This is a genomic window from Desulfogranum mediterraneum DSM 13871, assembly GCF_000429965.1.
GTDB classification, from domain to species: Bacteria; Desulfobacterota; Desulfobulbia; order Desulfobulbales; family Desulfobulbaceae; genus Desulfogranum; species Desulfogranum mediterraneum.
The window spans coordinates 1-26,298 of sequence record NZ_AUCW01000015.1 but is presented as its reverse complement, the minus strand read 5'-3'; the positions used below and the strand labels follow the sequence as shown (position 1 = coordinate 26,298).

The 26,298-nt window shown below is 54.7% G+C and carries 18 protein-coding genes; 12 read left to right on the top strand and 6 right to left on the bottom strand.

All coding sequences use genetic code 11. The annotated features are described in order from the left end of the window. The first annotated feature begins 18 nt into the window (after window positions 1-18). Genes G494_RS0107370 through G494_RS0107355 form a run of 4 tightly spaced genes read left to right on the top strand, consistent with a single transcriptional unit; the run spans window position 19 to window position 4,599 of the window. Window positions 19-1,266: a beta-ketoacyl-[acyl-carrier-protein] synthase family protein gene (locus G494_RS0107370; protein ID WP_028584015.1), complete on the top strand. Its 1,248-nt coding sequence runs from the start codon at window positions 19-21 to the stop codon at window positions 1,264-1,266. Further along, window positions 1,244-2,077: a lysophospholipid acyltransferase family protein gene (locus G494_RS22390; RefSeq protein ID WP_051305493.1), complete on the top strand. Its 834-nt coding sequence runs from the start codon at window positions 1,244-1,246 to the stop codon at window positions 2,075-2,077. Before G494_RS0107370 ends, G494_RS22390 begins: the two co-directional genes overlap by 23 nt. Then, window positions 2,074-3,564, top strand: coding sequence for a B12-binding domain-containing radical SAM protein (locus tag G494_RS0107360; protein WP_028584014.1), 1,491 nt, complete (start codon window positions 2,074-2,076; stop codon window positions 3,562-3,564). Before G494_RS22390 ends, G494_RS0107360 begins: the two co-directional genes overlap by 4 nt. A gap of 3 nt (window positions 3,565-3,567) precedes the next feature. Further along, complete coding sequence (locus G494_RS0107355; RefSeq protein ID WP_028584013.1) at window positions 3,568-4,599, top strand: radical SAM/SPASM domain-containing protein; 1,032 nt, start codon at window positions 3,568-3,570, stop codon at window positions 4,597-4,599. 1,049 nt (window positions 4,600-5,648) lie between these two features. On the opposite strand, the gene G494_RS25250 is transcribed toward G494_RS0107355, so the two are convergent. Beyond that, entirely contained in the window at window positions 5,649-7,034 is a 1,386-nt protein-coding gene (locus G494_RS25250; RefSeq protein WP_051305491.1) for an ISKra4 family transposase, read from the bottom strand. 676 nt (window positions 7,035-7,710) lie between these two features. Between G494_RS25250 and G494_RS25245 the strand changes: the two genes are divergently transcribed. After that, on the top strand, window positions 7,711-10,131 hold the full coding sequence (locus G494_RS25245; RefSeq protein WP_051305490.1) for a methyl-accepting chemotaxis protein: 2,421 nt from the start codon (window positions 7,711-7,713) through the stop codon (window positions 10,129-10,131). Between the two features lie 248 nt (window positions 10,132-10,379). On the opposite strand, the gene glk is transcribed toward G494_RS25245, so the two are convergent. The 4 genes from glk to G494_RS22375 form a co-directional block, all read right to left on the bottom strand. After that, complete coding sequence (gene glk, locus G494_RS0107335; protein ID WP_208597645.1) at window positions 10,380-11,372, bottom strand: glucokinase; 993 nt, start codon at window positions 11,370-11,372, stop codon at window positions 10,380-10,382. A gap of 26 nt (window positions 11,373-11,398) precedes the next feature. Beyond that, window positions 11,399-12,469, bottom strand: coding sequence for a sugar ABC transporter permease (locus G494_RS0107330; RefSeq protein WP_208597644.1), 1,071 nt, complete (start codon window positions 12,467-12,469; stop codon window positions 11,399-11,401). A gap of 84 nt (window positions 12,470-12,553) precedes the next feature. Continuing rightward, on the bottom strand, window positions 12,554-14,074 hold the full coding sequence (locus G494_RS0107325; protein WP_208597643.1) for a sugar ABC transporter ATP-binding protein: 1,521 nt from the start codon (window positions 14,072-14,074) through the stop codon (window positions 12,554-12,556). Window positions 14,075-14,284: 210 nt separating this feature from the next. Further along, complete coding sequence (locus G494_RS22375; RefSeq protein WP_051305488.1) at window positions 14,285-15,307, bottom strand: sugar ABC transporter substrate-binding protein; 1,023 nt, start codon at window positions 15,305-15,307, stop codon at window positions 14,285-14,287. A 537-nt stretch (window positions 15,308-15,844) separates the two neighbouring features. On the opposite strand from G494_RS22375, the gene G494_RS0107315 reads away from it, so the two are divergent. The 7 genes from G494_RS0107315 (at window position 15,845) to G494_RS26655 (ending at window position 25,532) form a co-directional block, all read left to right on the top strand. Next, on the top strand, window positions 15,845-17,092 hold the full coding sequence (locus tag G494_RS0107315) for an ROK family transcriptional regulator (RefSeq protein WP_028584008.1): 1,248 nt from the start codon (window positions 15,845-15,847) through the stop codon (window positions 17,090-17,092). 1,004 nt (window positions 17,093-18,096) lie between these two features. Then, the gene (locus tag G494_RS0107300; RefSeq protein ID WP_208597642.1) at window positions 18,097-20,673 is read left to right on the top strand and encodes a peptidase domain-containing ABC transporter; all 2,577 of its coding nucleotides are present in this window, start codon (window positions 18,097-18,099) and stop codon (window positions 20,671-20,673) included. Between the two features lie 47 nt (window positions 20,674-20,720). Further along, window positions 20,721-22,082 (top strand): HlyD family type I secretion periplasmic adaptor subunit, encoded by a 1,362-nt coding sequence (locus G494_RS0107295; RefSeq protein WP_028584006.1) that lies wholly within the window; start codon window positions 20,721-20,723, stop codon window positions 22,080-22,082. Between the two features lie 44 nt (window positions 22,083-22,126). Next, window positions 22,127-23,116 (top strand): hypothetical protein, encoded by a 990-nt coding sequence (locus tag G494_RS22370; protein WP_051305487.1) that lies wholly within the window; start codon window positions 22,127-22,129, stop codon window positions 23,114-23,116. A 424-nt stretch (window positions 23,117-23,540) separates the two neighbouring features. Next, window positions 23,541-24,494: a calcium-binding protein gene (locus G494_RS22365; RefSeq protein WP_332307521.1), complete on the top strand. Its 954-nt coding sequence runs from the start codon at window positions 23,541-23,543 to the stop codon at window positions 24,492-24,494. A 334-nt stretch (window positions 24,495-24,828) separates the two neighbouring features. Beyond that, complete coding sequence (locus G494_RS0107275; RefSeq protein ID WP_153305790.1) at window positions 24,829-25,377, top strand: hypothetical protein; 549 nt, start codon at window positions 24,829-24,831, stop codon at window positions 25,375-25,377. After that, on the top strand, window positions 25,374-25,532 hold the full coding sequence (locus G494_RS26655; RefSeq protein ID WP_153305789.1) for a hypothetical protein: 159 nt from the start codon (window positions 25,374-25,376) through the stop codon (window positions 25,530-25,532). Before G494_RS0107275 ends, G494_RS26655 begins: the two co-directional genes overlap by 4 nt. 434 nt (window positions 25,533-25,966) lie before the next feature. Here G494_RS26655 and G494_RS22360 read toward each other — a convergent pair. Beyond that, window positions 25,967-26,298, bottom strand: a 332-nt coding sequence (locus G494_RS22360; protein ID WP_035245825.1) for a transposase, incomplete at its 5' end; no start/stop codon positions are given.

The window sequence follows — 26,298 nt, the reverse complement described above, 5'->3', positions numbered from 1 at the left end:
CTTCCCCGCCTGCCTGCCATGAAACGACGCGTCGTCATCACCGCCTGTTCCGCCATCACCCCCATCGGTTACGGCAAGGACGAGATCATCCAAAGCCTGCGCTCGGGTCGTTCCGGGGTCAGCCCCCTGCGTGACGACGGCCTCCTGAGCAAGCATATCCACTCCCGTGTCTTTGGCAGCGTGGATTATCCCATGGAGTACGGCTTTAAGCGCCAGTACACCAAGACCATGGGCCCGGTGGCCTTCTATGCCTGCCAGGTGGCCAAGGACGTGCTGGCGCAGTCGGGTCTGGATCAGGAGTTCATCACCTCAGGCCGCCTGGGGGTGGCCTTTGGCTCCACCCATGGCAGCCCCACGGTGCAGCGGGACATCTACAAGACCTTTTTTTCCGACCTGGATGCCAAGTTCTCCTCCATCGGGGCCGTCGATTACCTCCGCTCCATGGTCCATACCACGGCGGTGAATATCTCCAGGATGTTCGGGATCACCGGCCGGATCATCGCCTCGTCCACGGCCTGCACCACCTCCAGTCAGTCCATCGGTTTTGGCTACGAGATGATCAAGTACGGGATGCAGGACGCCATGCTCTGCGGCGGTGCCGATGAGTATGATACCACCACGGTGGCGGTCTTTGACAACCTCCTGGCCTGTTCGGTGGACTATAACGACACCCCCAGCTGCACCCCCCGTCCCTTTGATGCCGGGCGTGACGGCCTGGTGGTGGGGGAGGGCGGCGGCGCGGTGCTTCTGGAGGAGTATGAGGCCGCCCGGCGGCGGGGCGCCACCATCCTGGGCGAGCTGGTCGGCTTCGGCTGCAACAACAACGGCGGCGACCTGATCCTGCCCAACCTGGAGGGGATCACCGCCACCCTGCGTCTGGCCCTGGACGATGCTGCCCTCAGCCCCGGGGAGGTGGATTTTGTCAGCGCCCATGCCACGGCCACCAAGATGGGCGACGTGATCGAGGCCCAGGCCATCGATGCGGTCTACGGCAAGGGCCCCCTGGTCAGCGGCCTGAAGAGCTACATGGGCCACACCATGGGGACCTGCGGGGTGATCGAGCTGATCCTGACCCTCTACATGATGGAGCAGGGTTTTGTGGCGCCCACCCTTAACCTGGAGGAGGTGGATGAGCGTTGCCGGATGCTCCGGCATACCCGCGAGCTGACCGAGACCCCGGTCCGGACCGCGGCCATCCAGAACTTTGCCTTTGGCGGGGTCAACACCTGCCTGCTGGTGCGTGATGGCCGGACGGCTCAAGGCTAGGGAGGCTCCTGCCCCACAGGGCTGCCGTCCCGGCCGCTCCCCGGGCTGGCGTGACATCCTGGTCACCCTGGGCTGCTGGGCCTGGTTTATCTTCGGCTTTCTCTTTATCTTCTCCTGGCTCTATCTGGGGGCCGCCCTCCTGGGGCTCTGCACTGCGGCAGGCGAGGCCAAGAAGGGAGAGGCAGAGGCCCGCTTCCAGCGCCTCAACCACTGGTTCTATCGGATCTTTTTCGGGCTGCTCAGCCGGCTGGCCCCCGGCCAGGAGATCAAAATCGACCCCCAGGCGGGCCGGATCCCTTCCGGGCTGGTCCTGGCCAACCACCTCTCCTACCTGGACCCCCTCCTGCTGATGGCCCTCTATCCCCGCCACCGTTCCATCGTCAAATCCCGTTTCTTCAGGGTGCCGATCTTTGGCTGGGTCCTGCGTCGTTCCGGCTACCTGCCCGACACCGCCCAGGGCGGCCAGGCCGGGATCATGATCGAGCAGCTGGATTCCCTGGCCGAGTTTTTCCGGGACCAGGGCAAGCTCTTTGTCTTTCCCGAGGGCACCAGGAGTCGTGACGGCCGCCTGGGCTCCATCCACAGCGGCGCCCTCAAGATTGCCCGACTCCAGGGGGGGCCGATTCACCTGCTGGCGATCTCCGGAACCGACCGGCTCTTCACCCCGGGCCGGTTCTGGTTCTCCTGCAGCAGCGCAAACCGGATCAGGGTCAGCTACCTCGGGGTGATCGAGTGGGACCGGGAGCAGCCGCCCGGGGTGACCGGGTTGGCAGCGCAGATCCGGCAGATCTACCACCAGGAGGCCCCATGAAGGTGCTGTTGATTTCCATGCCCGATGTGGTGCCGATCATCATCCACGAGGCCGCGGTCCACTTTCCCAACCACGGCATCGCCAGCATCGGCGGCAACATCGATGACCGGCACCAGGTCATGCTGGTGGATCTGATCCGCAAGCGCAGGTCCATCAAAAAGTACCTCACCCGGCTGCTGGCCAGACATCGCTTCGGCCTGATCGGCCTCTCGGCCATGGCCTGGCAGTACGACACCTGCATCAAGATCGCCCACCTGCTCAAGGAGCTGGACCCGGCGGTTAGGATCGTCATCGGCGGCTACCACGCCACCCTGATGTATGAGGAGATCGCCGCCTCCCCCGAGGCACGCTGGATCGATTTCATGATCCGGGGTGAGGGGGAAGAGGTCTGCCGGCGGCTGGTCAATCAACTGGCCGGTGAGGGGGAGCTGGAGGAGATCCCCTCGCTCTCCTACAGGCGGGATGGGGTCTTTATCCATAACCCACGCGCCGCCAACCTGGATCTGGCCAGCCTCAAGCTGCCCATCCGGGATAGGCGCCGCCTCACCTGGGGCTATCACCTGGTCAACTCCAAGATCGAACTGATCGAGACCTCCCGGGGCTGTACCCGGGCCTGTAACTTCTGCTCCATGGGCCACATGTATGGCCGCACCTTCCGGACCTTCCCCTTAAGCCGGGTGCTGGCGGATATCGATGATATCTACCATAAGTGCAAAACCCGGGCCATCTTCATCGTCGACGACAACATGGTCCTGGACACCGAGCGGGTGATGGCCTTCTGCGAGGCCGTCATTGCCCGCAACTATTCCGGGCTGCGGCTCTTTGTCCAGGCCGACTGCCGGACCATTGCCAACAACGAGGCCATGGTGGCCAAGATGGCGGAGGCCGGTTTTGGCTCGATCTTCCTCGGCATAGAGAATGGCTCCAAGAAGAACCTCCAGGTGGCGGGCAAGGGGGATATCACCGCCCTCTCCAGGAAGGCCATTGCCAACTGCCACCGCCACGGGATCATGGTCATCGGCGGCCTGATCTTCGGCTTTCCCGAAGACGATACCGACTCCATCCGGGAGAACTACGAGTTCTTCAGATCCATCGAGGCCGATGCCGCCTACTGCCAGATCCTGACCCCCTATCCCCGGACCGGCATGCGCGAGCACCTGGGGGAGCAGGGCTTGATCACCAACAGGGCAGACCTGAAAAAGTATAACGGCCTCTGGGCCAATGTCCGCACCCACCACCTCAGCGCCGGGGAGCTGCAGTACCAGTTCTGGTACCAGCGGCAGCTGGTGCTGGGCTGGTGGAATCCGCCCCGGGAGGTCAGGAGCCAGGGCTGGCTCTGGGTCTCGATCTGGCGTTTTCTCTTTAAGCCCTTCTTAAAGCTCCGCTATCGTCGGATCATGCGCCGCTATGGCTGGGAGGGACGCTACCGCCTGGAGGTGGAGCGCTGGGAGCAGATGAACCGTTTTAGCGATATCGAGGAGTATTAAAAGATGCAGATCTATAATCTGGAGTTCAGCGAGGCAGAGGTTCGCCAGGCCGCGGCCGAGAACCGGCTGCTCTCCATGGAGATCGAGTTCAGCCGGGTCTGCAACTTCCGCTGTTCCTACTGCTACGTGGAGGAGGAGGGCACGCGGGCAGGCGAACTCTCCCGCCGGGAGCTCAGGGAGCTGATTCGCCAGGCCAGGGAGCTGGGGGCGCGTAAGATCATCGTCCTGGGCGGTGAGCCCTCTATCTATCCCCACCTCAGGGAGATGCTCTCCTTCATCGATGCACAGGGCATGGCCATAGAGCTCTTCACCAACGGCTCCGGCATCACCCCGGAGCTGGCCTCATTTCTCGCCGAAAAACAGGCACGGGTGGCCCTTAAGCTCAACTCCCGTGACCCCGAGATCCAGGACCGGCTGGCCGGCAGGCTCGGGGCCTCTGCGCTGATCCAGCAGGCCCTGGCCGCCCTCAGGGGGGCGGGCTACCCCTCCCGGGAGCGGTTCCTGGCCATCTCCACCGTGATCTGTCGGCAGAATATCGCCGAGCTGCCCGCGCTCTGGCAGTGGCTGCGCCGGGAGGGGATCGAGCCCTTCTTCGAGGTGATCACCCCCCAGGCCAATGCCCTGGATAACGACTGGCTGGGGGTGACGCCCGCCGAGCTCAAGACCCTCTTCACCGCCCTGGCCGAGCTCGACCAAAGCCAGTTCGGCCGGAGCTGGACCCCCCAGCCGCCCCTGGTGGGCAACCGCTGCATGCGCCACCAGGTCTCCTGTGTGGTCACCGCCAGCGGGGAGGTCATGCCCTGCGTGGGGGTGACCATCCCCCTGGGCAACATCCGCCAGACCCCCCTGGGCGAGATCCTGGCCACCAGCCAGGTGATCGCCGACCTCAAGAACTATCGTCAGACCATCAAGGGCGAGTGCCGCGACTGCGAGCAGGCTGCAGAGTGCTACGGCTGCCGCGGCGCCGCCTACCAGCTCACCGGCGACTACCTGGCCAGCGACCCCACCTGCTGGCGCAACGCCGGCGGCAGCTGAGCTGCCCTCATACCCGCATCGCTTCCCCATGCCCGCGCAGGCGGGTATCCAGTTCGTTCCTGCTGCACTTCCCGTCCCTGGCGGCGTCTCCATCCAACTAGAGATCCAGTTTAAGGGTGCTGCTGCCGCCTTTCTCCGGGAGTGGATTCCGGCGCTTCTGCCGTCATGCCCTCGCAGGCGGGTATCCAGTTCGTTCCTGCTGCATTTCCCGTCCCTGGCGGCATCTCCACCCAACTAGCGATCCAGGTTAAGGCTGCTGCCTCCTTTCTCCATGACTGGATTCCGGTGCTTCTGCCGTCATGCCCGCGCTGCTCATGTGTTGGGAGATCCGGATTGACCCAATTTCTGATGTCGCTTGGCGCAAGGTACAACCAGGAAGCCAGGACCCTGTCGTTGACCTCCCTCCTTCCTATCTGGCCCTTGGCACAAGGGAGAATGAACGAATAAGAGCATATGCCGAATATGTCCTTGGGACCGTTCCCGGGGATGAAATCAAACTGATACGCGAGGCATTGCAGAGGGGACAGGTCACCGGCGGAGACAGGTTTCGGGAGGAACTATCCCGAAAGCTTGGTATCCGTCTGTCCAACAGGGGGCCTGGCAGGCCAAGGAAGCTCAGAAAATAGTTCTGTCCCCGTTTTTTTGTGGATCTGTCAATCCTTCTTTTACCTTCATTTCCCAGCTGTTACCCACATTCTCGCGCTTCTGCCGTCATGCCTGCGTAGGCGGGCATCCAGGTTGCTTCCACAGCACTATCCGTCCCTGGCGGCGTCTCCACGCAGGCAGACATCCGGGTTAAGGGTGCAGCTGCACCCTTAATGCGGGACTGTCTTCCCGCCTACGAGGGAATGGCAGCCAAAAAGTGAATGAAGGAACGGGAAGGACCGCGCTGCTCATGCGTTGGCGTTGGGAGATTCGGATAGACCCTTTTTTAAGAATCCATTATTCAAAGATGAGCAGCCGAGGCTTGAGCTGACTCGTCCGTATCCAAGTCTCAATTATCTTTGAGGTGAGTAAAATCCCTTCGGGAGCATCCGACGTTTATGGCATTACTTAACGACTCGGATCCTCTTTTCCCGTGAAGCACGTTTAGCCTGAGCCTTGCTCTCGTATTCCTCAAAAAAGGAATCAAATTTAGAATTGTATTTGGCGCAACGTAATTTCAGAATATTGTTGGCATAGTCCACCTTCCACCAAGCCCCAGATCTCTTGAGGCGAATATTACTGATGAACTTGTTTGAGCTTTCGATTGCACCGCTCCCCAGAGGGTAGCCGCCACGACGCAACCGGCCGTATTCAACTCTATCTATATTTTTCTTGAGATAATTGAAGAGGTTATTTCTCTTAACCTCAGTCTCCGCTGTTTTGCATTTCATTCTGTTGAGACCAGCAATGACATGGACTGCATTGTTGTGGAATAGCCGGACCTTGGTCTCCTCTACCCACGCCTTTGCCTTCTCCTGGCCAGTAAAATGGATTTTGGCAAAGTCATATAGATGTTCTGAACAGTGATAATAATCGAGGACCTGTCTACATTCGGGGAAGTACTTTTTGACACAGTCCCATATCCAATCAGCTCCATCACCTACAAAGCAAAGACGAACTTTGTCGAGAGGGATGATATCCTGGGCTCTCAGATTAGCTAAAAAACCTTTAAATTCCTCAATGTTGCTGACTTGATGCCAGCTGAGCAGGTGAACAATCTTGTCTTTGTCGAGCAGGTAACCACGGATTCCCTTGGCCTCACGCCAGCAGTGAGGCTGCCCTTTCTCTTCTGTCCGGATAGGGACCATCGCTCCGTCAGCAGAAAAAACGAGAACTGGTTTCCGGTAATTATCCCTAGAAATATCTTCTACAATTTTAGACACTTCCTTGGGTGTAGGGATAATCTCTGTAAGGCTGACTTCAGAGGCGATTTGATTGGTAAGTTTGTGCACCGTATCAGGAGAGATGTCGACGCGATAAATTTCGCTCATCATCTCTGCAGTCTCTTCAAAGGTTTCTTTGGCGCCAAAGAGGGCTGCTATTTTTTGGATATCATACTGATACTTGCCATCTCTCAAATTGAGAGCATCTTCGTATGGAGTAAGAACGGCCTTGCATTTTGGGCAAGCATAGTAAGGGCAAGTAATCGTAATTGTCCCTATTGTGGTAAAGCACTCTTTTTTATTGGAATATTTTTTATGGGCTTTGGCCCCACAACAAGTGCACCTGGGGGCTGCGACATGTTTGTCGAGCTCACCTTGAATAATAATTTGAACCAATTCAGGGTCTATCGCAGGGTAAATATTTCTGACATTTTCGATGATTTTAAACAGGCTGTTGTTGGGCGCATCAACACACTGGATAATATCAGATATTTTTTGATCAAGACTATCGTCGTACATGTCTTTATAGCACTCAGTCCCAGTCTGTATTTTCAGCACCCTTGCCATGGCATAACCTTCTGATTTTGCAGAGTATTATACCATAAAAGCGCTCGCTTTTAAAGCTAAGTTTGCATCTAACTGTTTAAAAATACATAGTAAAATCGAAAAAAATCGGCTGCCAAATTATGCCATAAGTAGCGGATGCTCCCAATCCCTTCAGCTTAGAGACAGCCGGCTCGTATATCTAGGGCCGGAATGGAGGCGGTGTTATTCTTCGACCCTGTGAAGCCAAAAGTTGACTTGCCCCCTTTTGTTCTTGGTTTTCCTTTCGTGAGGAGGGTGGTGGTTGGCCTGGGATTCTATCAGCCTAAAAAGGAGATCATTTTTGGATTTGTAAGCAGGGATTATGCACCCTTTCTAGAGGAGAACCGAAGTGTTTTTCCTTGTTTCAATAAAAAAGTTGAATATAGATAATTTAAAACCATATAATGAGAACATATTTTGCAGAACCATCTTTGGCGAGCAAAGGGCTTTTGAGTTGTGAATAGGTCCACTATGCAGGAGTTTAGTAAATATTTGATCTTTATTTTATGTTTTTAGTAGAGAAGTCAGCAGCAGATAGAGCAAGCAGCAGCGCAAAAGAAAACGTTACCAGTAACGTCAGTATGTAGGTTTCTCCTTGTCGATTAAAGTAGTTTCGTTTGCCATAGTTCGTATTAATACAGTCAAAGGGAGGTTTTCTATGTTTAAGTTTAGCCTAAAGTATAAGCTTTTTGGGGCATTTGGCTTGGTGCTTTCTTTGCTGGTTTGTTTGATGGCTATTTATCAGTACGCTATCAGTTCGTCTGTAAAAAATTTTGAAAATCTTTTTGATCAAGAGCTAGCAATTGCAGATCATAGCGACAAGAGTGACATTTATATGCTGCAGTCAAGGCGTAATGAGAAAGATTTTTTGATAAGGAAAGATAAAAAGTACATAAAAAAACTCAACCAAAATATTGCCTCTTTGAAAGAAGAGGCACGGGAAATATCTCAACGTGCTCAGCTGATTGGGGATCAAGATTCAGCAACCGCTGCGAGCACAATTATCGGCTATGCAGAAGAGTATGAGGCAACTTTCAATGAACTTGCTTTGTCGTGGGAGAAGCGGGGGCTTGATCATAATTCTGGGTTGCAGGGGAGATTCAGGGCTATTGCAGGGAGAGTGTCGAAATCCATGCAGGGGCACCAAATTGATGACCTGATGGTTGCAATGCTGATGATGCGTCGTTATGAAAAAGACTTTGTTCTGAACAAGAGCGCTAGCTATCAGAAAAAGTTTACTGCAGCGATAGAAAATTACAAAAAACTTATAGATAACAGTGCCTGTGAAGCTGATTCCAAAGAGGCTCAAAAAAAGGCTCTTGCTTTGTACGAAGAGAGATTCAGGAGGTATGAAGCAGGCGGGTCGGCCGAAATCCAAGGTCAGCACTACCGGGCTATGAGGGATGCAGCCCATCAGATGGAGTCGGCTATCTATGATGTTTTTGTACCTGACTCTAAGGCCCTTTTTCTCGATGTTCGCAAGAATGAAAAAGACTATCTGCTTCGCAATGATGAATCGTATGTGCAGAAAACATTTGCTGCCGTTGATCGGTTGTTAGCTAGCTTTAGCAGCAGTCGTGTGCTTTCGGAGCATGTCGAGAGAACGACTGCAGAGTTGAATGAATATAAACATCTATTTGAGCTTCTGGTGGAAGAAGATAGGAATATCGCTGATCTGGTCGAGCGAATGCGTTTCGTTGTGCATAAGATTGAGCCAGCAGTGGATTCTCTTCGTGAAAAATCTGAGCATGGATCAAGTGTAAAGATAGAATCGATTGCAGTTGCAAACAAGTCTCTGGGTAAATTTGCTTTTGGGGCCGGTGTTGCTGCTGTTTGTACAGGTTTTACTTTGGCCTTCTTGATGAGTAATGCGATTGTCAGGCCTATATCTAGGGTATCTGGTATGCTAAAGGGTATATCTGAAGGTGAAGGTGATCTTACAACCCGTCTTAGCTTGGATTGTCCAGTTTGCTCTGAGGTTACCAAATGTAATAATAACAACTGCGAAAACTTTGGCAAGAATAGCCTCTGCTGGGAAACGGCAGGAAGTTATAGTGAAGACCCTGTGTGTGTGGTACTTACCTCAGGCAAGCATGTGCACTGCGAGGATTGTGAAGTGTACAAAAAGTCCACATATGATGAGATTCAGCAGTTATCAGCATACTTTAATAGTTTTATTCTAAAGTTGCAGCAAATGTTTAAGCAGGTTGCTGAAGGTGTTAACACCATGTCATCTGCGACCACTGAGTTGTCTGCCGTTTCCGAGCAAATGTCTCTTGGTGCTACAAATATCTCTGGCGAATCAAGCAGTGTTGCAGCAGCTACTGAAGAGATGAGCACGAATATGAATTCGGTTGCTGCTGCAACAGAAGAGGTAACCATGAATATGAACCTGGTGGCCTCTTCAACCGAAGAGATGTCTGCGGCTATAAGTGAAGTGGCAAAAAATACCGGGAAGGCTGCGACTGTTACTGAGGATGCCGTAACCGTCGCTGGTAGCGCTGCCGAAAAGATCGAGGAACTTGGAAAATCTGCCCAGGAAATTGGCAAGGTTACTGAAACCATAGCAGAGATCTCCGACCAGACAAATCTTCTTGCATTGAATGCGACCATTGAGGCTGCAAGGGCAGGTGAATCTGGTAAGGGGTTTGCCGTGGTAGCAAATGAAATCAAAGATCTTGCAAAACAGACCGCTGAGGCTACCCTTGAAATAAAAAATAAGATTGAACGGATACAGGATTCTACTGCTGGTTCTGTTTCTCAGATCGCTAATATAACAGAAGTTATTTCTCAGATTAATGATACTGTAGCCACTATTGCTGCTAGTGTTGAAGAGCAAGCTGCCGCAATTAATGATATCTCGACCAATGTGACTCAGGGGGTAGAAGGTCTGGGTGAGGTAAATGAGAATGTTGCTCAAAGTGCAGTGGTGTCTAATGATATCTCTCAGAGCATTGTAGGTGTCAGTCAGTCATCATCGGAAATGTCAACGAGTGGTAACCAGGTCATGAGCAGCGCAAAAGAGCTCTCGCAACTTGCAGAAAAATTGCGACAGATGATAGGCGGCTTTAAGGTGTGATTGAAACTTGGGAGGAGAACTGCTGGGTAAAGCCCCTTGATCTGCGGAAGATAATCTTACTGTTGAGTGTGAGAAGATCACAGCGCTTGGTAGTCTAGATCTTGCATCGTAATAGTTCAGTTTGCTCCCGCTGCACTTCCCGTCCCTGGCGGCGTCTCCACCCAGGCAGAGATCCAGGTTAAGGCTGCTGCCTCCTTTCTCCGGGAGTGGATTCCCGCCTGCGCGGGAATGACAGCCAATAGGGTTTGCTATGGTAAGCCGTAACTGGCTGCACCGGTTAAGGCCGTGTCGTCAAGGGTGATGAGATAAACCGGAATGTCCGACACCATCGGGCTGAGGCGTCCTTTATCTTTTAATGTCCTGATAAAGAGAGGGCTGTGGATATAGTGTGCAATTCGAGGCGGAATCCCTCCGCCGATATAGATGCCGCCGTAGGCGGAAACTGTCAGGGCAAGGTTGCCGGCTTCTGCCCCAAGCACGGAAACAAACAACTCCACCACAGCAACGCAGATCGGATTTTTTTCCGGAAAACAAAGGGCCGCCTCGATGATGAGCGGCGTTGGGTCATCAGCTCTTTTGAGTTGCTCGGCCAGACCGGGAGGTTCTGGGTAGCGTCCGGTATCGCGAAAAAAAGCGTAGAGATCTGGAATGGCCATACCCGAGCAGACACGTTCGTAACTGACGTGATCATATCTGTGCCGAAGGTAGCTGAGGAGTTCTGATTCGATATCGGTTCTGGGGCCAAACTCGGTGTGGCCGCCCTCTGATCGGTGAGCCCGATATTTGGAACCGTTCCAGCTGAGAAAGACTTCACCCAGGCCTGTTCCCGGAGCCACCAGGGCCTTGACCCCTTGGGCCTCCGCTTCACCGGGACTGACAACCTCCATGGACGTTCCGCTGAGAAGAGGAACTGCATGGGCCATGGCTTCCAGGTCATTGAGCAGGCAAACCTCATCGATGCCGACCTCCTGTGCCAAGGTGTTGCCATCAATCAGCCACGGCAAGTTGGTGATAGTTGCGGCATTATCCTTCACCGGTCCGGCCACCCCGAAACACGCTCTCTTGACCGTGTATCCCGTGTCGAGGAGAAAGGCGCGAACAATATCTTCGAGACCCCCATGGGAGGTGCTGGAGTAGGTGCAGGCGGCGAGAGGCTTAAAGGGGCCCTGCTCCCGTGAAAAAATCCCAAGTCGGGTCTTGGTGCCACCGATATCGCCGGCAAGTAGTATTGGATCGTTCATTGCGGTTGCGTGGAGCCTCCAGCGATCTATGCGCTTTTTTTCTTGTTCAGGACATCGAACCAGACGGCAAGGATGATTATCAGGCCCTTAATGATGAGTTGATAAAAGGTGGGCACACCCAGGAGACTCATGCCGTTGTTCAGGATGCCTATTATAAAGGCACCGATGACCGTACCTGATATCGTCCCGACCCCACCGGAAAAGCTCGTGCCTCCGATGATCACCGCAGAGATTGCATCCAGTTCAAACATGTTGCCAAGATTTGGCGAGGCCCCGTTCAGCCGGGAGGCCAGAAGAACGCCGGACAGGGCCGCGAGGGTGGTGATGATGCTGTAGACAATCAGTTTGACCCGGTAGATACGGATGCCGGAGAGCCTGGCAGCCTCCTCATTGCCGCCGATGGCATAGATCCTTCTGCCGAAGATGGTATTGTTCAGCATAAAAATGCCGATAAAGGCAATGATGGAGAAGACTGCCACCGGATAGGGGATGCCCCGGTAGGTGGTGAACACATAGAAGGAGAGGCCAAGCCCGACCACGGTGATGAGCGTCGAGGCGATGAGGGGCTGCAGCTTGACGACAGCACCATATTTCCTCCTTTGCCCGACCTCCCGAAAGAGGGCAAAGATAAAGAGGGACAGGGTCAGGATAATGAGGATTCCGGAAACAGCAGGGGGAATGTACGAGCCGCCAAGTTGTGGAAAGATCGGATCGGTGACCGGCACAGAGCTGCCGTTGGACAGGGTCAGTGCCAGGCCGCGGGCAATGGTCATCATGCCCAGGGTGATGATAAAGGGGGGGATATTGTAGTGGGCTATCCAGAATCCGTTCCAGAGGCCGATCAGTGTGCCTGTTGTCAGCAGGGTGAGGGGTATTGCCAACCAGACATTCATGCCCTGCTGCATGAGCAGGGTTACCACAATGGCCGAGAGCCCGACGATGGAACCCACCGAAAGGTCAATGCCGTTGATGATGATAACCATGGTCATCCCCACGGAGATGATCCCGATGATGGTCGTCTGGCGGGCAAGGTTGGTGAGGTTTCGGGGGGTAAAGAACGCCTCATCCATGAGTGAAAAAATGAGAGCCAGCGCCACCAGAGCCACAAGCGTCCCATTTTCTTTTAAAAATCCAGCGACATGATGGAAAGGGTTTGCGCTGTTCACCGCTGTTGCCATGGTCTACTCCTCTTTCTTTCTTCTACCGGTGCCATATGCCATGATAAGTTCCCTGGTGGCTTCCCGATCATTGAGTTCTGCTGTTATCTCGCCTTCGCACATGACCAGGATCCGGTGACACATTCCCATGATTTCAGGCAGTTCCGATGAGATCATGATTACGGTAACTCCCTCCTGAACCAGCGTGTTCAGGAGGTTGTAAATCTCCGCCTTGGCACCAATGTCGATCCCCCTGGTAGGCTCGTCCAGAATGAGCACCTTGGGTGAGGTATTCAGCCATTTGGCTATGATGACCTTCTGTTGATTACCGCCGCTGAGGGTGTCCACCGCAACCTCCAGGCCCGGGGTCTTGATGTTGAGCTGATCGACATAACTACGGCCGAGATGGTGTTCTTTGGCCTTGTTGATAATGCCCCAGCGACCGGCCACCTTCTCCAGGGCAGCAAGGGTCATGTTGCTGAGGACACTCTGCCCGAGTACCAGGCCCAGCGATTTACGGTCCTCGGTAACCAGGGCGATACCTTTTTCGACGGCATCCTGCGGGTGTCGTATCTTGAGCGTTTTTCCGTTGAGTTGCACCGATCCGGAGATCTGTTGCCTTGAAGCGCCGAAGATGCTGGCCGCCAGCTCTGATCTCCCTGACCCCATCAGTCCTGAGATGCCCAATATTTCACCGGAATAGGCTGTAAAGGATACCCGGTTAACCAGGTGTTTGCCGGGGATGGTCGGGTGTTCAAGGCTCAAATCGCGAACCTCCAAAACAGGGTCGCCCTGTTCCGCTTCGATCTTCGGGAACATCTCCCTGATGTCCCGCCCCACCATGCGGTTGATGATCTCATCCATGGAGATCCGGTTGATCTCCGTTGGCTCGCCGATGGTCCTGCCGTCCCTGAGCACGGCAACCCGGTCGGCTATGACCTGCAGCTCCTCCATCTTATGGGAGATGTAGGTCATGCAAACCCCTGACGCTTTCAGCTGTTCCATGGTGGTGAACAGGGCATCGACCTCCTTCTCTGTCAAGGCAGAGGTCGGTTCGTCAAACACCAGAATCTTGGCCTTTTTTGAGAGGGCCTTGGCAATTTCCACCATCTGCTGTTTGCCCACTGTCAGCTCGCCAACCTTTTCCCCCGGCGCCACTCCGCTGATATTGAGTCGCTCAAGCAGGCTTTGGGCCTCGGCAAACACCTTGCCCCAGTTCACACGGCCCAGAGGCTTGCAGAACAGGCGATCGAGGAAAATATTTTCAGCGACCGTCAGCTCGGGGATCAGGTTGAGTTCCTGGTAAATGATGGCCACTCCCGCCCGCTCTGCCTCGCGGGTATCCTTGAAGCGGCAGGGGTGGCCATTGATGGCTATTTCACCTTCATAGCTCGGATAGGGCCACACCCCGCTCAGGACCTTCATCAGGGTGGATTTGCCTGCCCCGTTTTCTCCGACGAGCGCCAGAACCTCACCGGAGCGGGCTTCAAAGCTGACTCGGTCAAGGGCCCGTACTCCGGGAAAATCCTTGACGATGTTCTTCATCTGTAAAACCACTTCACCCATATCAACCACAATTTGTTCATCGCCATGCTCATCCCCAGACGCATTGCCCAGCGCAGCCATGGGGGGAGGGGAGCGGGAAGAGGAGCGCCAAGGGGAGGGGCAGGGAGTAGGCGGGAGCTCCGGGCCATTATGGCAGGGCTCCCGCCCTCCCCATCTTGCCGACGCTTGCCAAGGGACCTGCCGTGACGACTAGTTACCGTATACCTGCTCTTTGGTGTAGAACCCTTCTGCTATGATGGTTGCATCAAGATTTTCTCTGTTAACCGGAACGATAGGGGTGACCACCGTTGGCACATCGACAAAGCCGTTGTTTATGTGCATGTCCACGGTAATGTCTTGCTTGTTTGCTATCTGCACAGCCATTTCAGCGGCAGTCTCAGCAAGGGGCTCGATCTTTTTCCAAATTTCCACGGCCTGCTTGCCCTGGGCAACATATTGAATGTTCACCAGGTCGGCATCGGAGCCGGCAACAAAGACCCTGTCAATATCTGCAAGTCCCTGACCGTCAAGGGCAGAGATGACACCCCGTGCCATGCCGCTGTTGTTACAGATGAATGCATCAACCTTGTTATCGTATTTGGTCAGCACGTTTTCCGCAGTGGCCATGGCCTTGTCCGAAGACCAGCCCTCATGGGATTGCTGGGCGACAAGTTCCAGCTCCGGGTACTGTTGTATTATCTCAAGGGCGCCGCTGGACATGGCCTGGGCATTGGAGTCACCCGGCTGTCCCATGATAAGGGCAACCTTGCCCTGTATCTTACCCTTCTTTTCTTTAAACCACTTGAGCATGGCCTCTCCCTGGAGTTTGCCCACCGCCCAGCTGTCCTGCATGACCATATAATCTAGAGGGCCGTTGGCGAGCATAGAATCATAACCAATGACTTTGACCCCCTCCTCGTTGGCTGTCTTGACCATTGTTCCGGCGGTTCCGGTATTGACGGGCTGCAACACAATAACCTGACACCCCTTTGCCAGCATATTTTCAAATTTCATTAATTGCGCCTGTTCATCGTTGTTGGCGGAATCGAAATATACCTTTGCGCCCAGGGACTCTGCCTTGGCGATAAAGGCGGCCTTGTCTCTCTGGTATCGCTCCTCTTGTAAGGTTTTGAGGATAAAGCCAATCTTGACGGTCTTGGCCATGGCAGCGCCCTGCATAACCATGAAGAGAAGACAAAGGGTTGAACAGATCAGCATCAAGGTGCGTTTCATTGGGTGTAACCTCCCGGCAATGTTTTATTTCAGTTGGTGAACGAATAAAAACAGCAGCTGTCCTTACTGGCGTGAGCCCGGGATGATCCGCAACCCTAATTATCTGAAGTTAGACAGTTGTAAAGGCGTCATCCCTGGTAAGATGTGGCTGATCATCGTTAATAAGTGAATTCTTGTCAAGATATATTTTACCTGTTTAACAAAAAAATGCATTTTTGGATGCATCCTTCAACTTTGCTGGGATTCGCCCCTCATATGAGGTCTGTCCCTGGCGGTGAACTTTATTGTTGTCTTGATTTGTTTACGGTGTTAACAAAATGAATTCAGCCCTGCGGTCCAGCCGGCAAGGAGGGAGCGCCGGCATTTCAGAGTGAAGTGCCAGACTCGTCCCCCTGCAAAGGCACGAGACCGTATGATAATGTGCAGAAAATGAGCTAGAGCGCTTGAAGCTGCAGCAGACCCATAATTTAATCCGGGTATCAGTGAAAACAGGAAACCTTCATGGTCTTGGGCTCTACCGGTATCCAAGGAAACTCAATGATCAAGCGTCCGATAGCGTTAAAAACGCTAAATCAGTACCAGATCCTCAACGCAATCCGGATTGCCGGGGCTATCTCGCGAACCGAAATATCCGGGATAATAGGGCACAGCAGGGCCACGGTCAGCAATATCACCGCCAAAATGATAGCAAGCGACCTGATCTATGAAAAGAAGGCAGAGGGATCGTCTGCGCGTGGCAGAAACAGGGTGATGCTGGCCATAAATCCGAATGCGGCCTATGTCGTTGGGGTCAAGGTCTCTGCTTTTCGCGTTGGTTGTGTTGTCTGCAATATCCTGGCTGAGGTAAAGAGTTCTGTGGTAATGCCGGTTCGAACCAGCGAGCGTCCTGTACAGTTTGTTGCCGACTTGATCGAGGAGGCTATCCGCCACTGCGTGAAAGAGGCGGGCCTGTCACTCAAGCAGATCTCCGGAATAGGAATCGGGATACCCGGTCATGTGGACAACCGTGAAGGTGTCAGTTACTGGAGCCCGCTGTTCAGCCGCGATACCGCCTCCTTGCGAGAGCTGATCAGAAAGCGATTTCGGATTGAAACCTATGTGGATAACGACACCAACACCGTTACCCTCACCCAGCTGTGGGTCGGCAAAGGGAAGGGGATTAATAATTTTATTGTTGTCACCATTGAGGATGGTCTCGGCATGGGAGTGGTTATCGATGGTGAACTCTATAGGGGCTCTTCTGGTTTTGCCGGGGAGCTCGGCCATTTTGTTGTCTCCCGGGGCGGCCGTCCGTGCCGTTGCGGAAAGCGTGGTTGCTTTGAGGCCTATATCAGCAACTTCGGCATAGTGAACGGCGCAAGAGAGCGGTGTCTCCGGGGAGACTGGCAGCACGATCCAGCTGATATCCTCAGCTATGAGGAGGTACTGAAAGGTGCAGAGGAGGGTGTTGCTCCTTTGGTGGAAACCTTTGCCCAGGCAGGGCAATACCTGGGGCAGGCCATCGCCGGCCTTGCCCAACTTTTTAATCCCTCAAAGGTCATTGTCACCGGAAACGGCGTGAGAGCGGGGAAGCTGATGTTTACCCCCATGCAAGAGGCCATAGCGGAAAATACTGCCCCTGATATCCTTGCCGCCACCGAGGTGGTCGTCCACCAGTGGAAGGATACTGATTGGTCACTTGGTGCTGCCTGCCTCGTGCTCGAGGAGTTCTACAAGTCCCCCTTTGATCGCTGTGTCGCTGCAGAAAAGATGCAGGAAGCCCTTGGCAAGGAGGGGGCGAAATAAAACAAGGGAACAGCAGAGATAGAGGGTAGACGCCGATTATACGGATTGCCCTTTTTCGGCTCTCTCAATCCCTACGGTTACCGTCATTCGTCATCGGTCATTCCCCCGTTTTTTCCCTCATACCGCATTTCTGCCGTCATGTCCGCCCAGGCAGGCATCCAGGTTGCTCCCTCTGCGTTTCCCGTCCCGGGCGGCATCTCCACCCAGGCAGAGATCCCGGTTAAGGCTGCTGCTTCATCCTTCCTCCGGGAGTGGATTTCCGTGCTTCAGCCGTCATGTCCGCGCAGGCGGGTATCCGGTTTGCTCCCTCTGCGTTTGCCGTCCCTGGCGGGGTCTCCACCCAGGTAGAGATCCCGGTTAAGGCTGCTGCTTCATCCTTCCTCCGGGAGTGGATTTCCGTGCTTCAGCCGTCATGCCCGCGCAGGCGGGTATCCGGTTTGCTCCCTCTGCGCTTGCCGTCCCTGGCGGGGTCTCCACCCAGGTAGAGATCCCGGTTAAGGCTGCTGCTTCTTCCTTCCTCCGGGAGTGGATTCCCGCCTGCGCGGCAATGACAGTCAAGATTTGAGCAGGGAAAGCTGTGGAGAATGAGGGAGTGGTTGTTATCCGGAAATAATCCCAGTTTTTTTTATGGTCGTCACCTTGCAGAGACAGTGGATATCCTGAAAAGTCATGTGGTAGCAGGGCCTTCAGGTCTTCTTGCTGACCCCCTGTCACCTGTTTGACAACATCTTGATATTGCTGTATAAATCACGGGTTGAATTCTCCAGGCTGACCCTCTGCCGCCCCTGTTCTACCGAATCGTACCGAATCATACCGAACCAGCGTGAAGATATCTGTGGCTGGAACCTGATGCGCTGTTGTGCTGCGCGCCACGGTCATGAAGAACGTCAACAGTGTGAAGGGTAAGGGTAAGAGTAAGGGGGTTGCCAGCACTGCTGTCCCGCGAGCAGAGAACTGCCTGCCCCCTTTGACCAGAAAGCATAGATGGAAAACAAACCAGATTCATGACTCAGATGACAAAGGTGGATGAACCGGACCACGCGCAAGGTCTCCTGGACAGTTGTCGCCGGCTTGCCATGCAATCAGGTTGGCAGGGTCTTGTGGATGAACTGGACCTCATTCCAGGCGTTCCTCATTTAGAAAACAGCAAACAAACCCTGGAAAAGATCACCAGGGCGGGACGGGCCTCGGGATTCAAGACCCTCATCGTCAGGCCGCAAGCAGAGCAGCTTGCCGCAATGACCGATCAGTTTCCGGTGGTGGCCGAACTGCGGGACGGCAGCTATGTGCTCCTCAGCGAGATAGCCGGCAGCAGTCAAGGGGCGGCGCCTGAAGTCCGCATCCTCAGAAATGGAGCAGATGGCTCCTGGGAGGAGGGTCGGCTCTCGGCTCCCCGCTTCTTTAAGCTCTGGTCAGGTGGAATTCTTCTTTTTCAAAAAATCAATACCGCCCTGGTCTGTTTTTCCCTGGTCGCCAAGGAGCACAAGATTGACCTCACCGATGAGCGGCTCCGTCATGAGTTTCATCTCAATGAGGATGAGATCCCGCAACAGCGTTTCCTGCGGATGGCAAAGGAGGTCGGCCTGAAAGCCAGGCTGCTTTCTCTCAACTGGAAAGAGCTTGCTAAGCTGGGAAAGGGCTATCCTGCTGTTGCGGTTCTCACAAACGGCAGGCATCTGGTGTTGGCCGGCATGGCACCGGGACAGGGCGAACAACAGGATGAGTTGCTGATCGGCTGTTACGACCCCCTGGCCGGCATGGGCGGCGCTCATATCAGGTTGACCCGGCAGGAGTTCGAAGAGATCTGGTCAGGCAGGGCATATGTCATAAAACGGCCATACAGGCTGACCGACGAGAATCAACCCTTCAGCCTGCGCTGGTTCATTCCTGAGATACTTCGCCAGAAGGTGACCTTTCTGGATATCGCACTTGCAGTGCTCTTTATCAACCTTATCTCCCTGGTGACACCTATCTTCTTTCAGATCGTCATCGACAAGGTGCTGGTGAACCAGGCCTTCACCACCCTCCACGTTCTGGGAATAAGCATGACGGCAGCCTTGCTGGTCAATGCGGGCCTGGACTTCCTCAGGGACTACCTCCTGCTGCACGCTACCAACAAGATCGACCTTCGGGTAACCGGCCGGACCTTCCGACATCTCCTCCAACTCCCCCTCGGGTTTTTTGAGCATCTTGCAGCCGGTGTCCTGACCCAGCATATGCAGCAGACCTCCAAGATCCGGAACTTTCTCACCGGCAATGTCTTTTTGACCATCCTGGAGGCGACATCCCTGTTTGTCTTTCTCCCCTTCCTCTTTTTCTACAGCCTTCGCCTGACGGGTATAGTCTTGCTGTTCACCACCTTGATCGGGCTTGTCATCGGCTCTCTCATCGTGCCGTTCAAGAGGCGGCTGGATGCCCTCTATGAAGCTGAGGGAAGCAGGCAGGCCATGCTGGTCGAGACGATCAACGGCATGGCCACGGTCAAGGCAATGGCTATCGAGCCGCTGCTGCGCAAACAGTGGGAAAACAAGGTCGCCAAGGCGGTCAGCATGCAGTTTCGGGTTGGGAAAATCTCGATAACCGCAAAATCCCTGACCCAGCTTCTGGAGCGGCTGATGACGGTCATCCTCATCTGGCTGGGTGCAGGCCTGGTGTTTAACGGCTCTCTGACCGTGGGGGCCCTGATCGCCTTTCAGATGCTGGCCGGACGGGTGACTTCACCGCTGGTCCGACTTGTCGGCCTTATTCATCAGTATCAGGAGGCGGCCCTTTCCGTTGAAAAACTGGGGGTGGTGATGAACGCAAGGCCGGAGTGGGGTGCTGACAGGCACGGGGCCAGGCCGGCTCTGAACGGGGATATCGTTTTCGAGCGGGTCCGTTTCCGCTATGCTCCTGACCTGCCCGACGCGCTCAGGGAGATCTCGCTGACCATCCCAGCCAATAAGACCCTGGGCATCGTTGGCCCAAGCGGGTCCGGCAAGACCACCCTGACCCGGATGCTGCAGAAGGTCTATTTCCCTTCTGCCGGAACCATCCGGATCAGTAACTGTTACCTCAATGAGATCGATACGGCCCATCTTCGTCAGAATATGGGGGTAGTGCTGCAGGAGAGTTTCCTCTTCAACGCAACAGTGGCCGAAAATATTCGAGCAGGCCAGGCGAAGGCCGGCCGGGAAGAGATTATCCAGGCGGCTCTCCAGGCGGGTGCGGACGAATTCATCGTCAAGCTTTCCCAGGGCTACGATACCAAGCTGGAGGAGGGGGCGAAAAATCTCTCCGGAGGTCAGCGCCAGCGGCTGGCGATCGCCAGGGCCCTGCTCACCAGGCCGCAGATCCTGATCCTGGATGAGGCAACCAGTTCCCTCGATCCGGAGAGCGAGAGGATCATCCGCAACAACCTGGTGGAGATTGCCAGAAACAGAACCGTGGTCATCGTCTCTCACAGGCTGTCGATGCTCAAGGACGCGGACATGATCATCGTCCTGGAAGATGGGTGCCTGGTGGGGCATGGTGCCCACGAACAACTGCTGAAAGGCTGCAGCCTCTATCATCATCTCTGGCAACAGCAGATGGAGGTCTGAGCCATTTTGGAGACACAACCTGAGAGCCTGGTTCGGCTGGAAAGAGAATGAAGAAAAAGAACAACCCTCTCCGTCAGGAGATTCTCGAATACCAGCCGGATGCAGTCGAGATCGAGGAGCGACCGGTCCCGGGCAGGATACGCTGGGTGCTCTATCTCATCCTCTGCTCGCTGGTCATGGTGGTCATCGGCGCGATCATCTTTAAGGTCGATCGTATCGTGGTCACCGAGGGAGAGTTGATTACCACCGCACCGACCATCGTTGTCCAGCCCATGAGCACTGCGGTGGTTCGCACGATCCATGTCGAGGTCGGCGAGGTGGTTGAACAGGGCCAGGTCCTGGCCACCCTTGACCCGACCTTTACCGGTGCCGATCTCTCCCAGCTGACCAGGGAGAAGCTCGCCCTTGGCGTCCAAATCAGGAGGATAAAGGCAGAGTTGGGCAATGCTGCCTTTGCTCCGACCCGGGAAGAGGGGGAAGATGGAGAGCTGCAACAGCAGCTGCTCCAGCAGCGCAGGCGTATCTTTGCCAGAAATCAGCAGACCAGCGAGGACCGGATTGCCGCTCTGGAGGCAAAGCTTGCCCTCAATGTTGTACGTTGCCAGGGGCTGGGGCGTCAGTTGAAACTCTTGCGCGATGTGGAGGGAACCACGGCCAGATTGCCGCAAAACAACGGGGAGTATCGGCTCAGGCTGCTGGAGGCGCAAAAGGCCAGGACCCTGGCAAAAAACGAAGAAGAGGGGCTGCAGGCGGAGGCAAAGGTCATCCGGAATGAGATCCGTCAGGTTCGTTCCGAATGGCAACGTTTCGTGGAAGAACGACAGGGTGAGCTGATGGAGCAGCAGGTCACCCTGCACACAGAACTTGAGAAGGTGTTGGAAGGCATCAAAAAAGCGGAACGACTGCACGAGCTGGTCTCTCTGCGGGCGCCGGAACAGGGCATTGTCCTGAAGATGGCCAAACGCTCGGTCGGCTCCATTGTCCAGCAGGCGGAATCCTTTGTAACCCTGGTGCCGACAGACTGTTCCATTGAGGTTGAGGCTGAGGTGCAAACCAAGGATATCGGCAGAATCCGGAAGAATGATACCGCGCGGGTCAAGCTGGACGCCTTTCCCTTCCAGCGCCACGGGACCCTGCCAGGCAGGGTCCGGGTCATCAGTGAGGATGCCTGGCACCAGGAAGGTCTTGGGGCCGCTCTTGAAGCGACCAGGGAGCCTGCCGCCGGCAAGGCCTATTACAAGGCAAGGATAGAGCTGCTTTCAACCCGCTTGCGGGATGTCCCGGCTGGTTTTCGGATCATGCCGGGGATGAAGGTGCGGGCGGAGATCAAGGTCGGCAGGCGATCGGTGATCTCCTATTTCCTCTATCCGATCATCAGGGCGCTGGACGAGAGTCTCCGGGAGCCGTGAGTTGGATGGGCGGATCAGCCAAAAAAAATCAAATGAATCACAGCATGTATAGGGAAATGATATCGATCAGCCACGCTGCTCTGTCCGTTCTTCTGCTTGTTGCCCTCTGCATCTGCAGCGGCTGCGGGACCTTGACAGGTCTGCCCGGACACGGCGGCGGTAAACGATTTGCCGTGGAGCAGGAACTGGTCTCCGCTGCCACCCGAGGGGCAATCAAGCAGCTAGATCTTTCATCTCTTCGCGGCAAGCGGGTCAACCTCTTTGTCAATGCCATTGGAGATAACGGGGCAGGCAACCTGCTGGGCGGGAGGTTTTCGGTTGTCTCGCAGCTGCGCGGGGATTATATCCAGACGCCGGCCACGGTGGAGCGGTCGGTCTTTCCTCGATACTCCTCAACCACCTCTTCTTCGACCTCTTCCTCGACCACTTCAGCGACCCAAGACGCCTCAACCCTAAGCTCCGCTCATTCGGCTACAGAGACGATGCTGAACCATCCGGTAAAAAGCACCACCAGCCAGGAGGGAACCGGCGGGGAGGCTCAGCTTGGGCTGGAATACAAGGGCCTGGGCTCCTACCATAATTCCGAAGAGATCCCTTCAGACGACCTCCAGTATCTCTCTGCACTGCTCCAGACCTACTTCTTCCTGAAAGAGGTCTATGTGGTGCCCCCGTCTGAGGCGGAGATCGATGTCTACATCACCGTGGATGTCTTTGGTACGGTACGCAGCCGGGTGGACTGGTTTCTCGCCAACAACGAGATCCTACGGGCCAAGACCGTCCTCGAGGTACTGGCCGTCGAGCACCTGAGCGGCAGGCTGGTTTTTCCGCCCAGGTCAGCAGGGGCAGAGGCTGAATATAATGAACAGTACATTCTCTGGGCCGGGCCTGTGATGATTAAGGAAACCCTGACCAAGGCAAAACCCTTGCTCAGCACATTTACCGACCTGGAAGCGGGGTCAGGGAAGGAGCTGCGTGCAGAGCAGGACCTGAACCTCAGATATCCCTTCCAGAACCAGTTAAAAAGAGATGAATGAGCTCAGGGGAAGCACCCTCCAGGCTGCCTGCACTCCTGGTCCAGACGAGCAGGGAAAAGGGACATTTTTTTCGGAAAATAGCCATAAGACCCTCTGCCGGGGCAGAGAAAACTTGCAGCAGGCCAAGGCATAGGCCGGTGCAATGGGTAGATCTACCCATCAGGGTATAGGTATTTCGGCCTATTGCCTTCGTGTTTTGGCCTGATTAAACAAACCATCAGGATAAGGGGTACTACCCCGCCGGCTGTCGAGAGGGCGGCGCAGGCTGCGCTGGAGTTATCCCGGGATGGTTTGATTCCTACCCGGGATGACGGCCTGTGCCGGTGGGGAAAGGGCTTTGCCTGCTGATTTACAGCAAGGAGTTGTGTCAGGAAGCTGTTGGACATGAGGTGAGAGGCTGAGCGGCTGGGAGCGGAGAAATTAAATCCGACCCCTTTTTGTTCAGTTAAGCTTTGCATACTCTACCCTCGGATACGCAACGGGCTTCACCTCTTCTAACTTCGAGATCCATAACGACGCCCCAAATGCGGGCGACGACTATCTGGCCGGTGGTATGGGGCGTGACTACATCGAGGGGGGTGGTGGCAATGACATCCTTCTTGGTGAGGCGGACCATGATACCTTGTTTGGCGGCGACGGCAACGACAACTTATCCGGCGGTGCTGGTAACGACTGGCTGGTCGGGGACAACAGCGATCTTTCCGGCACAGGGGACGATCTCATTAAGGGCGGCGATGGTGATGACCTGCTCTACGGCCTTGCCGGCAATGATCGGCTCTTTGGTGAGCAGGGTCAGGATCAGCTGTTCGGCCATGGCGGAGATGACCTCCTTAGCGGCGGCGATCAAGACGACTATCTCAACGGCGGTACAGGCCACGATACCCTCTATGGCGGCACCGGGGGTGACGAACTCTACGGCGACGGCGGCAACGATCAGCTGTATGGTGGTGCTGACTCTGACATCCTCGTCGGTGAATCCGGCGACGATACCCTGAGGGGCGGTGAAGGAACCGATACCCTCTATGGCGATAATGGTGATGCCACGGGTACCGGGGCAGACAGGCTGTTTGGCGAGGCCGGCGACGATCACCTCTATGGCCATGGCGGCGATGATCAGCTCTTCGGCGGCAGCGGCAATGATGAGCTGCAGGGCAATGACGGGCTCGATACCTTGTCCGGAGGCTCGGGAGACGATAACCTCTTTGGACAGGGGGGAGACGATATTCTCCAGGGCGGGACCGGCAGCGACTACCTGGCAGGCGGCAGCGGCAGAAACAGCTATCTCTTTGCGGCCGGAGACAGTGGCGGCGCCGGAGATGTGGTCAGGTGCGGGGAGTGTGGAGTTCCGGGGACAGGATATGGGATTCGGTTGAGTTAGGTATCCTGTCCTGTCCCCGGGACTGCGCACCTTTGTCGAGCCAGTCAAAGGCCAGATGCGTAGTTTTGCGATCGGCCGCCAGGTTCGGGAAAAGGTTGACTGCTATGAGCTGCGAGAGTCCCTGTCGCCCTATATCGCTTCTTTCGGTACCGAAAAGGGCAGTATAGACGTGGAAAACCTTCAGTTTTGGAATGGATAAGAAATGAGATCGAGTGGTTAGCTTGGTGCGACCCCAATTGCAACTATAAGACTCAATTGAACTTTTGGGCCATTGCCTTTGGGAACTCCCATCAGGGAGATGTTCAGTCAGAATATTGCCACGGAGGATAGTCGTATGAGTGCTGTACTGATGTTTTTTTACTGGGTTGTAATTCCGGCATGCATATTTCAGTTAGCGCGTTGGCTTTTTTTTCGGACAGAGAGTCGTGTGGTAAAAGGGCTGATCGTGGCTGGTACTGTTGGATTTGTTGCATGGTTTCTCTGGGTCGCGGTCGGGAGGAATATGTGGCTTGACCATCAGGTGCGAGAAATGTGCGCCAAGGATGGCGGAGTTAAGGTGTATGAGATGGTCGAACTGACTTCAGAGCTGCTTGATCAATTCGGCAGGATTCGGATACCTGATAAAGCTGAGGTAACACCTTCGGATAAGTATTATTACGATTCCGATATTCATTATTATTTGAAGGGGAATACTAAGATGTCAAGAATACATCATCGAATTGTCCGTCGAAATGATGGGAAAGTGCTCGGCGAACTCATCCGTTATGCTAGAGTTGGTGGAGGCCTACCTGGCCTATGGCATGGATCAAGTTTTATGTGCCCAGCTCCAACTCAAGGTCTAAAATTTGAGTCTGCAGTTTTCATAAAAGGGGATAAGAAATGAGTATGATAACAGAATATTTCATGCACTCAGAACTTGCACTTGCGGCGTACTCAAATTTAGCGGCTGGAATGTCTGGCAAAGATTATACTGATGCTTTACAGGACGGTGGCAAAGGGATGTCAGCCGCTCAAGCCACCGCATTTGCCGCTACCTAGCTTTCGGGGTCGGACCAAGGTAACTCTTTAAAAGCAAACGAAATGATGCCTTGAAATGGCCAGTTTGGGGGGCAATAGCCTTCTCTTTGGTGCTAAAATGGAGGATCAGGCAAGCTGTTGTTGACACTTTCCGCAACGGGAAAACATTCGCTGTAACTTCCCGGTAAAGCACAAACTTTGATGAGTTTATGCCTTTTTTGCCGATCACCACTGCTGGAGCAGGGTTGTATCCTGATATCAGTAATTGTCCAGGTGGTGACAGGGTAAAAAATATAAAGGGAACCTTGAAAATTACCCTGGATCCCGTTTGCACCATTTTTAAGGGAATTTTTTTTAACAGCTCCGGTTGTTCGGTTGGATGAACCCAACAATTTCATGCCAGCGCATCAATGATTGAATACGCGAGAGCCATGTTGGGCGAATCATGGCACGTTTCACGTTCGCGCCGTTAGTAGTAATCCAGCCCGATCGATATTGTACGCCAGGTTGCGCAATCCAATTTTTGCCCTGGCTCGAGCTATACCGATCGTACGCAAAATTAGGTTTCCGGCTTTCTGGGCCTGCACACCAAAGACGTGCTCGACTCGGGAGCGAATCCTGGACCGCGTCCTGTTCCCCTCCTGTTCGGTAGGGGTCAGTTTTCGATGACGGCTACCCTTGCGTTGAACATGTTCACGGAAACCTTGCTTAGCGAGATTCTGCAATCTTTCTTCGGATCGGTAGGCGGAATCCGCCCATATATCCTTGCTGGTATTGTCAGTAAGGA